Origin of the sequence: Streptococcus sanguinis, from assembly GCF_900635155.1 — a bacterium.
Lineage (GTDB): Bacteria > Bacillota > Bacilli > Lactobacillales > Streptococcaceae > Streptococcus > Streptococcus sanguinis_G.
Window position 1 is genome coordinate 1578074 of sequence record NZ_LR134002.1, and the last position, 12521, is coordinate 1590594.

General features: G+C 45.4%; 16 protein-coding genes. All 16 read right to left on the reverse strand.

Annotated features, from left to right (window positions below; translation table 11 throughout):
- Nucleotides 1–175: 175 nt before the first annotated feature.
- The 16 genes from ELZ47_RS07815 to ELZ47_RS07890 all read right to left on the reverse strand — a co-directional run bounded on the left by ELZ47_RS07815 (nucleotide 176) and on the right by ELZ47_RS07890 (nucleotide 12416).
- Nucleotides 176–541, reverse strand: coding sequence for a hypothetical protein (locus ELZ47_RS07815; protein WP_126435723.1), 366 nt, complete (start codon nucleotides 539–541; stop codon nucleotides 176–178).
- Between the two features lie 4 nt (nucleotides 542–545).
- Entirely contained in the window at nucleotides 546–1265 is a 720-nt protein-coding gene (locus ELZ47_RS07820; protein WP_002904157.1) for a matrixin family metalloprotease, read from the reverse strand.
- Between the two features lie 177 nt (nucleotides 1266–1442).
- Nucleotides 1443–2303: a DNA/RNA non-specific endonuclease gene (locus tag ELZ47_RS07825; protein WP_126435724.1), complete on the reverse strand. Its 861-nt coding sequence runs from the start codon at nucleotides 2301–2303 to the stop codon at nucleotides 1443–1445.
- A 58-nt stretch (nucleotides 2304–2361) separates the two neighbouring features.
- Entirely contained in the window at nucleotides 2362–2544 is a 183-nt protein-coding gene (locus tag ELZ47_RS07830) for a DNA-directed RNA polymerase subunit beta (RefSeq protein WP_002917490.1), read from the reverse strand.
- Entirely contained in the window at nucleotides 2537–3817 is a 1281-nt protein-coding gene (gene murA, locus ELZ47_RS07835) for a UDP-N-acetylglucosamine 1-carboxyvinyltransferase (RefSeq protein WP_002917491.1), read from the reverse strand. Before murA ends, ELZ47_RS07830 begins: the two co-directional genes overlap by 8 nt.
- Before the next feature lie 67 nt (nucleotides 3818–3884).
- Nucleotides 3885–4115, reverse strand: a complete 231-nt coding sequence (locus ELZ47_RS07840; RefSeq protein WP_002897901.1) for a DUF1146 family protein — start codon at nucleotides 4113–4115, stop codon at nucleotides 3885–3887.
- 174 nt (nucleotides 4116–4289) lie between these two features.
- Complete coding sequence (locus ELZ47_RS07845) at nucleotides 4290–4712, reverse strand: F0F1 ATP synthase subunit epsilon (RefSeq protein WP_126435725.1); 423 nt, start codon at nucleotides 4710–4712, stop codon at nucleotides 4290–4292.
- A 7-nt stretch (nucleotides 4713–4719) separates the two neighbouring features.
- Nucleotides 4720–6126: a F0F1 ATP synthase subunit beta gene (atpD, locus tag ELZ47_RS07850; RefSeq protein ID WP_126435726.1), complete on the reverse strand. Its 1407-nt coding sequence runs from the start codon at nucleotides 6124–6126 to the stop codon at nucleotides 4720–4722.
- A gap of 38 nt (nucleotides 6127–6164) precedes the next feature.
- A complete protein-coding gene (locus tag ELZ47_RS07855; RefSeq protein WP_002895995.1) occupies nucleotides 6165–7046 on the reverse strand; it encodes a F0F1 ATP synthase subunit gamma in 882 nt (293 codons plus the stop codon).
- A 15-nt stretch (nucleotides 7047–7061) separates the two neighbouring features.
- Nucleotides 7062–8567: a F0F1 ATP synthase subunit alpha gene (gene atpA / locus ELZ47_RS07860; RefSeq protein ID WP_126435727.1), complete on the reverse strand. Its 1506-nt coding sequence runs from the start codon at nucleotides 8565–8567 to the stop codon at nucleotides 7062–7064.
- Between the two features lie 15 nt (nucleotides 8568–8582).
- On the reverse strand, nucleotides 8583–9119 hold the full coding sequence (locus ELZ47_RS07865; protein WP_126435728.1) for a F0F1 ATP synthase subunit delta: 537 nt from the start codon (nucleotides 9117–9119) through the stop codon (nucleotides 8583–8585).
- Nucleotides 9119–9613, reverse strand: coding sequence for a F0F1 ATP synthase subunit B (atpF, locus tag ELZ47_RS07870; RefSeq protein ID WP_072073704.1), 495 nt, complete (start codon nucleotides 9611–9613; stop codon nucleotides 9119–9121). Before atpF ends, ELZ47_RS07865 begins: the two co-directional genes overlap by 1 nt.
- Before the next feature lie 18 nt (nucleotides 9614–9631).
- Complete coding sequence (gene atpB / locus ELZ47_RS07875) at nucleotides 9632–10348, reverse strand: F0F1 ATP synthase subunit A (protein ID WP_126435729.1); 717 nt, start codon at nucleotides 10346–10348, stop codon at nucleotides 9632–9634.
- 35 nt (nucleotides 10349–10383) lie between these two features.
- Nucleotides 10384–10584 carry a F0F1 ATP synthase subunit C gene (locus ELZ47_RS07880; protein WP_006596628.1) on the reverse strand — a complete coding sequence of 67 codons (201 nt, stop codon included), beginning with the start codon at nucleotides 10582–10584 and terminating at the stop codon, nucleotides 10384–10386.
- A 264-nt stretch (nucleotides 10585–10848) separates the two neighbouring features.
- Nucleotides 10849–11790 (reverse strand): mannose-6-phosphate isomerase, class I, encoded by a 942-nt coding sequence (gene manA / locus ELZ47_RS07885; protein WP_126435730.1) that lies wholly within the window; start codon nucleotides 11788–11790, stop codon nucleotides 10849–10851.
- A gap of 125 nt (nucleotides 11791–11915) precedes the next feature.
- On the reverse strand, nucleotides 11916–12416 hold the full coding sequence (locus ELZ47_RS07890; protein WP_126435731.1) for a phosphatase PAP2 family protein: 501 nt from the start codon (nucleotides 12414–12416) through the stop codon (nucleotides 11916–11918).
- Nucleotides 12417–12521 lie beyond the last annotated feature (105 nt).

Sequence of the window (12521 nt, forward strand, 5' to 3'; positions counted from 1 at the left end):
AGAGAGTGGGACAGAAATCGGTAATTCGTTAGAATTCGATTTCGTCGTCCCACCTCCGCACAGTTGAGTAGGGCTGTAAAAGCTGATGAAATCAGCGTAGTAGAGCCCACTCAACCACTGCGTCTTGCTTGACAATACAAAGACAATTGAGAGGCTAGGACTTTTGTCCCAGCCTCTACATAAAACTATTGAGAATAGATTGATTCTGCAAAATCAGATAAATTCCCAGCAGAATCAGAACCGCAAAGACAACAAATTTAATCATTCCCTTGATTAGACGAATAACCAGAAGGATAATCATGGATCCGACCAGCCACATAAAGGCGGAATTGTGAAAAAATCCCTGAACTGTCTCAATATTCTGCCCGAAGAAGACCTGAATGGGCGCAGGAACATGATTTTCCCAAGCCGCTGTCACTCCTAGCTGGTTGGCAATCTCATTGCCGCTTTTCCATAGCCAGACAAAGATTCCTGAGTTAAAAACAAAGAGAAAAACTTGCTCTGGAAAGTGTCGAATCAAGTAAAAAATAGATTTTAACATAGGCTTACGATTGATACAAGTCTTTTACAGCCTGGATATCTGTCGGCTGGATACTGTAAAATGAGCCTGCTGACTGCATCACTGATTCCTCCTCATTATGGTCTAATCCGATAGCATGGCCCAATTCGTGCGCTGCTGTATTGACAATCCGCTCATGAGAATAGGCATAGCGACTGTCCAGCAGGTAGTAACTATTAAGGCGAACCGTGACATGGGTAAACCGCTTGGTTAGGAGATTGGTCTGCGACTCAGCTTCACCAGCTGCACTGATGTTGCCATCGTTCATCTCCGTTGCAACAATATCCGCCTTGTCTTTGTCATTGATGATTTGAAAGGTGAAGGCACCTGTTTGATTCCAAGAATCAATGGCCTCCTTATAGGCTGAACGGAAGGTTTCATTATTTGTATCGATGTAAATTGTGGCGCTTGGCTGATCCCAACGAGCCCCTGTTGTTGCATGCTCATCTGTCAGCTGATCCGTCTGCGTCTCCTCACTGCTGTGAAGCCCCGTGGAAATGCCTTGGTGATTTAAAAATTGATCCACTCTGCCAACAGCAGTCTGAACAGCCTGCGTCAGTCCCTCTGTACCCGGTTCTGTCGAAGTGGTAAAATAGAAAATTCCGACAATAACCATAAAGCTCAGGACAAAGGACCAGGCAAGTCCCCAAACCACGCGCCCAATCAGACGCATGAGGAACCGGATGCTTTTAAAAATAAGTCCCATCGCAACCTCCTTTACTAGATTGTAAGAGAACGTTGATTTTACCACCGCTTTCTTAAAGAAGACTGAAAAGTCCGTCTTCTTCTTATCTATTAGTATAAAAGAAAATGACTACAAATCTGCAACCATTTCTTTTCATACTAATGAATACTCTTTGCAAATCCATTTTTGAGTATCAAATTAAGAACCTCTATCCAGACTGACCCTGCCACTATTATAGTCCAGGCGAATCCCTTTTTGCACATTCGGGATAAAGACATTGAATTCCAGACTGCCATCGCTGGACTTGGCCTCTAAATGTGAGCCAACCGGCACTAAATCAATCTCCGTAGCATAAATCAAGGTTACCCGGTAGCGCACCCGCTTGTTCTTATCAAGAGCCTTCCGGATCTTTGTCTCGTAGTAATTCTGCCCTGTCGAATCAGTTTCATTGGCTTGGTTGGACCAAGCCGTCTGCACAGCAATATTGGCAGGATTGCTGGTAGAGGCATCAAAGCCCTTCAAACCACCGATCAGCGAATAGGCCAAGAGATGTCCGCGGTCCACAGCATGATTGTACTCACCAGGGAGGTTCTTGAGTTGATGCCAACCTGCCGGTACCCATGAAGTGTTGGCATTTCCAGTTTCTTCCCGTTTTTTGTACTGGCGGGTAGACTTCGATAAAAAGGCATTCGCCACCGTCGGAAGGGTTTTCCCTTGAACAAGCTTGGTCTTATTGTCAGCGTAGGGCTTACTAGAAATCCCCGCATCCAAGTCTGTCTTATTTCCATTCACGATAAAGGCGCCAGCTCCGTTCCATTCAATGCTGCCTTTGAGTTGAGCTCGGACAGCATCCGTCAGAACGCTCTCAGCCAGTTCCCGACTAGGGGTGCCCTGATCTTGGACTTGCCCAACTCTGATTTCTGAATTTGGGCTCTGAAGTGGCTGCTGACCTTCCTGTCCCCAGAAATAGCCAGCCAGAGCTAAAATCAAGGCTAAAGTCAGCCCAGCCCAGCCTTGCAGGCTCTTAGAATTCCTTTTCTGACTAGTCTTTCTTTTCATCTTCTTTCTTTCAACTTAGCAAACTGGATTCATTTCAGCTAGTCTTTTCGACTAGGAGCTAGTTTCCAGTAAACTTCCCAATTAATTCTTGCCAGGTTTCTGGTGACCAGATAGAGCCCTTACCATTTCCGATAACATTATAGCCAATCATCAGAGCCACGAAAAAGAGAATCACAGCTACCAGGAGAACCAGTAAAACAAGGCCAATCTGCCGGCCTAAATATTTAAGATTTTCACTCATCGTCTTCTTCCTTTACACGCTTCACTTTGGCTCCCAAGGCTGCCAATTTCTCATGGAATTTATAGTAGCCTCGGTCTAAGTGTACCAGCTTGCTGACCTTGGTCTCGCCTTCGGCAATCAAGCCCATCAGAATCAAAGTCGCACTAGCTCGGAGGTCTGTTGACATGACTTCAGCTCCCTGAAGACTGCCGCCACCCCAGATGCGAGCTGTATCACGCATGATATCAGAGTGCAACCCCATCCGACGCATTTCCTCCAGATGCTGGAAGCGGTTCTCAAAGACAGTCTCAATCATCGTAGACTCGCCCTTGGCCATAGCCATCAGTGCTGTAAACTGAGCCTGCATGTCGGTAGGGAAGCCCGGATAAGGAAGAGTCTTGACCGAAACCGGTCTCAGCTTCGAAACATCGGAACGAATCCGAATCCCTTCATCTTCCTCTGTCACTTCCACTCCCATTTCCTGCATTTTGGAAAGCAAAGGACGATTGTGCTCCCAAATGGCATCCTCAATCAGCAAATCACCGCTGGTCATAGCTGCAGCAACCATAAAAGTCCCTGCTTCGATACGGTCTTGAACCACATTATGCTTAGCCCCGCGCAGCTGATCCACTCCGACAATGGTCAAAGTTTCGGTACCTGCTCCTCTGACCTTGGCTCCCATTTCATTTAAAAAGAGAGCTAGGTCAACGATTTCAGGCTCCCGAGCAGCATTTTCAATCACTGTCGTTCCTTGAGCCAGCGTTGCAGCCATCATGATGTTTTGCGTTGCTCCCACACTGGGAAAGTCCATGTAAATGTGAGCTCCCTTGAGCCGCTCTGCCTTCGCTTCGATGTAACCCGCTGTTTGGGTAATCTGAGCACCCATGGCTTCTAAGCCCTTCAGGTGCAAGTCAATAGGCCGACTGCCGATCGTACAACCGCCTGGCATAGAAACTTTAGCATGACCATTACGAGCCAGGACTGGACCCAAAACAACGATAGACGCCCGCATTTTGCTGACGTATTTGTAAGGCGCCTCCTCAGACAAAGGCTGAGTGGCATCTACAACAACTGTATTTTCTTCCTGATTAAAATCCACCTGAGTGTTTAAACCGCGGACCACATTGTTCATGGTAAAGACATCGGACAAGACCGGAACATTTTTCAAAACTGACTGGCCCTCGCTGGCCAATACTGTCGCTGCTAAAAGAGGCAGGACCGCATTTTTTGCTCCTTCAATCTTGACCTTTCCGACCAAGCGATTATCTCCACCTTGAATAATAATTTTTTCCATATCGATTCCTTACTCTAAATTTTTAAAATCATCCATACTATCATACCATAAAATCAAAAATATGACCTTATAAAGTACCGTTAAAAATCGCCCGGCTCATATCGTAAATACCAATGAAGAAAAGGCTGACTAAATAGCCCAAAGCAATGCTAAACAAGAGAATCAAAAAGCGAATCTTCATGGCATTATCGGCATTAACCTTGAAAAATCTCTCCCACTCAACAACCGTTGACAGCAGATGAAAGGCAAAGAAAATAAAGAGCAAATGACTGCATAATTTAAAAATAACTTCTACCATAACTTTTATTATACCACAAGACTCCAGTCAGGGACGAACTAAACAGTTCTCCCTTTTTCTTTGGAAAAGAAAACTGAGACATTCCTGCCCCAGTTTTGCGTGTTCAGTTTGTATTCATGAAGCCAAGTCTCGTCAGATGAAGGTTGACTTCTATCTTCAGGCAAGAATAGCTTCTTAGATTCTTGTTCCGACATTGATCCGGTTGATTGCCCGCTGCAGGGCAATCTTAGCCCGGCGTTCTTGGTCAATCAAGTGCTTGTCATGGGCTTCCTCAATTTCCAGCTCAGCCCGACGCTTAGCACGCTCAGCCCGACTAATGTCGATATCACGCGCACGCTCAGCTGAATCCGCCACAATGGTAATGACATTGTCTGCAATTTCAATGATTCCGCCGTTGACCGCAATCCAGTCGATATGCTTGTCATCATCAACTCGGCGCACCTTAACCTGATCCACTTCTAAAACAGCGATGGTATTGATATGGCGGGGCAAAATCCCCAACTCACCATCAATGGTCTTTACGGAAACAAATGCAGCATGGTGATCATAAATAAGACCATCCGGTGTCACGATTTGTACTGTCATTTGAGCCATCATTCACCTCTTAGAATCCCATTTTCTCAGCCTTGGCCAATACATCCTCGATGGAGCCTACACCACGGAAGGCATCTTCCGGTAGCTTATCGTGCTTACCTTCAAGGATTTCCTTGAAGCCACGAACCGTTTCAGCTACTGGTACATAAGAACCTGGCTGGCCGGTAAACTGCTCTGCCACATTGAAGTTCTGTGATAGGAAGAACTGGATTCGACGAGCACGTGCAACCAAAGTCTTCTCGTCGTCAGACAGTTCGTCCATACCAAGGATAGCTATGATATCCTGCAATTCATGATAACGTTGCAGAACCCGCTTAACCTCTGCTGCCACTGCATAGTGCTCCTCTCCGACAATCTCAGGAGAAAGGGCACGCGAGCTGGAAGCGAGTGGATCCACGGCAGGATAAATCCCAAGTTGAACCAATTTCCGTTCTAGGTTGGTAGTAGAATCCAAGTGAGCAAAAGCTGTCGCTGGCGCTGGGTCAGTATAGTCATCCGCTGGCACATAGATAGCCTGGATTGAAGTAACGGAACCTTTCTTGGTTGAGGTAATCCGCTCTTGTAACTGTCCCATCTCTGTCGCAAGTGTTGGCTGGTAACCAACGGCTGACGGCATACGCCCCAAGAGGGCAGACACTTCCGAACCAGCCTGCGTAAAGCGGAAGATGTTGTCAATAAAGAGCAACACGTCCTGACCTTCCACATCACGGAAATATTCCGCGATGGTCAGTCCGGTAAGAGCAACCCGCATCCGAGCTCCTGGCGGTTCATTCATCTGACCAAAGACCATGGCGGTCTTTTCGATAACGCCAGATTCTTTCATTTCCCAGTAGAGGTCATTCCCTTCACGCGTCCGTTCACCAACACCTGTGAAGACAGAAATCCCACCGTGCTCTTGGGCAATATTGTGAATCAATTCCTGAATCAGGACTGTTTTCCCTACTCCGGCACCGCCAAAGAGTCCGACTTTCCCACCTTTCAGATAAGGTGCTAGCAGGTCGATAACCTTGATTCCTGTTTCCAGGATTTCTGATGAAGTCGATAGTTCATCAAAGGTCGGTGCTTTCTTATGAATAGGCTGGCGCTCTGCATCATCTGCAAAAGGCGCATCCAAATCAATGGTATCCCCTAAAACATTGAACACCCGGCCTAGAGTTTCCTTTCCGACCGGCACAGAAATCGGACGACCAGTATCTAAAACCTCCAAACCACGCGTCAAACCATCGGTCGACTCCATGGCAATGGTCCGCACCACACCGTCACCAAGCTCAAGAGCTACTTCAAGGACGATTTTTGATTTTTTCTCATCATTTTTATAGACTACAAGTGCATTATTTATCTCAGGTAGTTTGTCTCCGGAAGCAAACGCAACGTCTACGACCGGCCCGATAACCTGAGCAATTTTGCCTGAGCTCATGTTTTTTCCCTCGTTTAATTTCTAATTCATTTGTGGCCTTATTCTAGGGCACTTGCACCCGCCACGATTTCAGTAATTTCCTGCGTAATGGCAGCCTGCCGAGCGCGGTTGTACTGAATAGTCAAATCACTGATGACTTTTTTAGCATTGTCTGTCGCTGTCTGCATAGCAGTCATACCGGCAGCGTTCTCAGCTGTTTTGGCATCAATAATGGCACCGTAAATCATACTCTCTGCAAACTGGGGCAGCAGTTGGTCCAAGATAGAATCCCGACTGGACTCCAGTTCCAGATTCAGCGTATAATCTTCATCAGCTTCATTAGGGTCCAAGTCAATGATTGGCAGCATCTGCTCCACCCGCATCTGACTGGTCAGACTGTTGACATGGTGGTTATAGCAGACATAGAGCTCATCAAAGAGCTCATTCTGATACATCTCAATGGTCTTGCTAATGATTTTACGAACCTCATCAAAGCTAGGCTGATCTGCTAGACCTCGCAGCTCATAAACCGGCTGAATGCCACGAGCTCGGAAGAAATCGGCACCGACACTTCCGATACAGATGACTTCAAAGTCCTCTCCTGTCGGATGGTACTCAGCTTTCAGCTCCATCAAAGCTTTGAGAATGGTCGCATTATAGCCACCTACCAGACCTCGGTCAGAAGTGATGACGATATAGGCTGATTTCTTGACTGGCCGACTGATTAGCATTGAGTGGTGACGGGCATTTTCTGCCTCGTGGCCATGCAGCATATCCGTAACCAACTTACGCACTTTCTGGGCATAGACCTGAAAGTTTTTAGCTGCTTCCTCAGACTTTCCCAACTTAGCAGCAGAAACCATCTGCATGGCATTAGTGATTTGACTAGTGTTTTTCGTGGATGCAATTTTATTTTTAATATCATTTAATGAAACTGCCATCTGACACCTCGATTCTTATTTGAAGCTAGACTGGTCTATAAACTCAGTAATGGCAGCATCCAAGACTTCCTCACTTGGAAGGTCTTTCGTTGTCCGAATGGTTTCATAAATGCTTTCTTGATGTGCATCAAAGTAGGCAAATAGTTCTGACTCAAAGCGCAAAATATCATCTACTGGCACACTGTCTAAGAAACCATGGGTCAAAGCATAGAGAATCACGACCTGCTTTTCAACCGGCAGCGGCTCATGAATCGGCTGCTTCAAGACTTCTACAGTTCTGCGGCCACGATTGAGCTTGGCCTGCGTTGCCGCATCCAAATCACTACCAAACTTAGTAAAGGCCTCGAGCTCCCGATAAGAAGCCAAATCGATACGCAGGGTTCCAGCTACTTTCTTCATAGCCTTGATTTGGGCTGAGCCCCCAACCCTTGATACAGAAGAACCTGCATCAATGGCCGGACGTACCCCAGCATTGAACAAGCTGTCGCTGAGGAAAATTTGTCCATCAGTGATTGAAATCACGTTGGTCGCGATATAAGCCGAAATGTCTCCTGCCTGCGTTTCAATAAATGGCAGAGCTGTAATCGAACCTCCGCCCAGCTCATCAGAAACCTTGGCTGAACGCTCCAAGAGACGGCTATGTAGATAGAAAACATCCCCTGGAAAGGCCTCACGGCCTGGCGGACGACGAAGCAAGAGGGACAATTCACGATAGGCTACCGCTTGTTTAGACAGATCATCATAGACAATCAAAACATGCTTGCCATTGTACATGAACTCTTCTGCCATCGCCACACCAGCATAAGGCGCTAGGAAAAGCAAAGGCGACGGCTGTGAAGCAGAGGCTGTCACGACAATCGTATAGTCCAAAGCACCATACTGACGCAGCGTTTCTACTTGCGTACGGACTGTAGATTCTTTCTGACCAATCGCCACATAGATACAAATCATATCCTGACCTTTCTGGTTCAGGATGGCATCAATGGCAATGGTCGTCTTCCCAGTCTGACGGTCCCCGATAATCAGCTCCCGCTGGCCGCGGCCAATTGGAACCAAGGCATCAATAGCCTTGAGACCTGTCTGCAAAGGCTCAGATACTGACTTACGCTGCATGACACCCGGAGCTGGTGTTTCAACCGGACGTGTCTTGTCCGTGACAATGTCACCCAGTCCATCAACAGGACGACCCAGCGGATCAACAACCCGCCCAATCAAGGCCTCGCCCACAGGAACTTCCATGATTTTGCCAGTCCGGCGAATGGTATCTCCCTCACGAATGTCTGTAAAGTCTCCCAAGATGATAATCCCAACATCGGTTGACTCTAAATTTTGCGCCATACCATAAGAGCCATTTTCAAAGATTAAGAGCTCTCCGCTCATAGCATTATCCAGACCATGAGCGCGCGCAATTCCATCACCAATATAAGTGACGACCCCTGTTTCTGTGACGTCAAAATTTGGCTGGAAATTTTCAATTTGTTGCTTAATTAAAGCGCTGATTTCTTGTGCGTTAATCGCCAAAATTCACACCACTTTCTATTTCAATTTTTCTTTAACGACTTGCAATTGACGTTTTATGCTTGCATCAATTGTTTTGTTATTGGCAGAGATGACAAAGCCGCCAATCAAGCTGCTGTCCAATTCTTCCTTGAGCGAGCGAACCTTTAGGCCCATTTTCTGCTCAATAATCGGCCGAATCTTCTCCTTCTGACTGGCTGTCAAAGGCTGAACAGAGCGCAGCGTCACCTCAAACTCATTGCTGATCTTTTCAAGCTGGTGCTGACTCTCCAGCACAATCTCATAAAAGAGGTCTTCACGATGATTGAGAATGACAATTTCAATCAGATTATCAAGCAATTGCGAACCAGAGTTTTGAAAGAGTCTCAGACTCTTTTCTTTCTCGCGGTCACTGATGCCGATATGTGACAAAAAGTCAGCAAGACCGGTCTCCGCGAAAACAGCCTTAATCTGACTCAGTTTTTCAAAAACATCTTCTTGCTGACCTTTTTCAAAGACCGTCTGAACAAAAGGCAAAGCATATTTCTCAATGATTGCGTATTGCTTCTTATCCATCAGGCATCTCCTAACTGTTTGATATAGCGGTCAATGAGCTCGCTCTGAGCTTCCTTATCCAGCTCCTGACTCAAAATCTTACTAGCCAGAGTCACTGTCAAGTCAGCCACTTCTCCTTTGATGCTGCTCATAGCCTCTGCCTTATTTTGGGCAATTTCCTGATTGGCTTTAGCCTTCAGACGCCCTGCTTCTTCTGCTGCATCAGCTAGGATTCCAGCCTTGTTCTTTTCAGCTGTCTCCTTAGCTGTCTCAACAATAGCAACGGCTTCCGCACGACTTCCTGCCAGAGCTTCCTCGCGCTTTTGCGCCAAGTCTTCTGCCTTCTTACGAGCAGCTTCTGCACCATCAATATCGTCTGAAATCTTTTGAGCACGCTGGTCTAAAATCCCGACAATATTGCCCCAAGCAAACTTCTTAATGAGAAATACTAAAAGAAGAAAAGAGCCGGCAATCAGGATAAAGTTGCCAATAATTTCACCTATGGTTATGTTCATCTTATCTATCCTTTCTTTTTATTCTTCCCCACCATTAATCTTTTTACCAAGATACATAGATGTTAGCATGGTAAAAACATAGGCTTGGATACAGGAAATAAAGATGGAAAAACCAGTCCAAACCATGTTCATAATAAAGGCAATTGGATACCAAAATGCTGCTTGATTTGCCCACATGAGGAGCAAACCAGCCAGTACCTCACCTGCAAAAATGTTTCCATAAATCCGCAAAGCTAAGGAAGCAAAATTAGTGAACTCTTCCAAGATATTCATGGGTGTCATGATACCCGGAGTCACAAAACCTTTTAGATATCCTTTTATCCCTTGACGTCGGACTCCTTCCACATGACAGAAAATTGTCACCAAAAGAGAGAATCCCAAGTCAAAAGCGAGATTAGCTGTTGGCGATGTCCAGAGATTAAAGCCATTGGTTGTCTGAACCTTGGCCATCAATCCCAAGTTATTAGCCACCACTACGAAAAGAAAGAGGGAGAATAGAAAGAGCGAATAATTCTTCATATAATGCTCGCCAATATTTCCCTTGGTAAAATCCATGACAAAGTCATAGACATATTCCAGAGCATTCTGCTTTGGTGACGGCTTAATCGTCATCTTTCGACTTGCCCAATAAACAAATCCAAAAGTTACAAGCACCGTCAGCAGGGTCATGGCCAGCAGGGTCAAATCAAAGGTCACAGGACCGACATTGATAGTTGGATTGATACTTTCTTCCAACAGATGACACCCCCTTTTCTAAAGAGAATTCTTTCTTATTTGATAACAAAAGCCATAGCCAGCGTTACAAAGAAAGTACCTTCGACAAAGGCAATTCCCAAGATTAGGAGGCTTCTCAATTGACCGATAATTTCTGGCTGACGAGACGCTGCCTTAAATAAATTACTCATAATCAAACCTTCAGCAATTGATACGCCAAAGCAGGCAAAACAAAGTCCTAAAAATGTTAAATTCATGATGACTTCTCCTTAATATTTTTTAAATTACTTCCTTAGTTTACTCCTAAAATATCGAATAGTCAATCTTTTACACAATTGTAAGCGTTTTTTGTTTTTTTCTTTTGTTATATAAAATTTTTTACCAAAATCAATTAAATAATTATCAACATACAAACTATTCTGCTATATAAATAAGAAGAAACTGTCTAGAATTTTACTTATTTCCTATATTTTTAACAGAAAAAAGAGCAAAATGGTTATTTGCTCTTGATTTTTCTATGATTATGGATGGCTGATAATCAGCTGCAAATCTCCAGACAAGGTCCATTCAGTGACGTCGCTTGGCAGGATGAAATGGTCCCCTTTTTCGAGCGGGTAAACAGCTCCATCAACTTCTAGCTCACCAACACCTTCCAAGACACTGACCAAGCTATAGTCCGCTGTCTTTTTAAAATTAACTGAACCGGCAATATCCCACTTGTAAACAGCAAAGAAGTCATTGGCCACCAAAAGAGTAGAAGTCAAACTATCTGCCTGAATGGTAACAGGATGGCTATTAGCAGGCTCACCGATAGTCAGAACATCAATTGACTGCTCCAAATGCAACTCACGAAGATTGCCAGCATCGTCCTTGCGATCAAAGTCATAGACACGGTAGGTTGTGTCACTGGACTGCTGAGTCTCCAAAATCAGAATACCTGAGCCTATGGCATGCATGGTGCCGCTTGGTACATAGAAGAAATCACCAGCTTTTACTGGGATTTTGGTCAGGAGATGGTCCCAGTCCTTGCTCTCAATCTGCTGGCGCAGCTCTTCCTTGCTCTTGGCATTGTGACCATAGATAATCTCTGCTCCTTCGTCTGCAGCAATGACATACCAGCATTCAGTCTTACCAAGCTCCCCTTCGTGCTCTAGTCCATAGGCATCATCAGGATGGACCTGAACACTGAGCCAGTCATTAGCATCTAAAATCTTCGTCAAAAGCGGAAAGACAGGTTCTGGACGATCGCCAAAAAGCTCCCGGTGTTCGGCATAGAGCGCATCTAACTTCTGACCGGCAAAGCGTCCGTTCTTGACGATTGACACACCATTAGGATGAGCCGAAATAGCCCAGTACTCCCCTACATGGTCGCTGGGAATCTCATAGCCAAAGACATCGCGCAGCTTGGTGCCGCCCCAAATCTTCTCCTGCATCACAGACTGTAGAAATAATGGTTCTGACATAGTATTCTCCTTAAATATTTTTCACATCCAGCAAGGAATAATCCTTGATGTCGAAACGGTTGTTACTGCTTCTATTATAATATAGCTGTAAGTCCTTTGTCTACTCTCTGCTGAAATCAAGCCTTTTATAGTAAAAAAAGTAAAGCTCCCCAGCAAATGCCGCAAAGATAGCCGACTAGCACATCCTTTGGATAGTGCACTCCGCCAATCACACGCACTACGGCCAGCCCTGCTGAAAGCAAGAGGCAGATAAGTCCCGGCAGCCAGAAAAAGTAGAGTAGACACATGGAAATAACAGTCGCCGAAAAAACATGGCGGCTGGGCATGGACTTGCCTGATGTATCCTTGGCCAGCAAGGGCTGAATACCCCATTTTTCATAAGGGCGTGCTTGATTCAGTCGTTTGCGAATAGCTGACAACAGGCCAAATCCAATGGCTGGTAAGAAGAAAAAAGTAAGCAATCCTTTCCAGCCTTCCGTCAGAAAGGCACTGATTAGAACGAGACCATAAACAATAGGTATGAAGAGGGTCATTCCCCTATTGAAGTAAACCAACCCTTTCAGCCACTGAGGGCGACTGCGAAAGGGAGTCATTAATTGTTGATAAAAAATCGTGTAGTCTTTCATGCTTGCTTACCCTGCTTTTCTAAAAGTTGGACTCTCATACTTTCTCTACTATAGCATATTTCTAGACAAGATGGTAGATAGATAGCAAAAGAGACTGAGACCCCA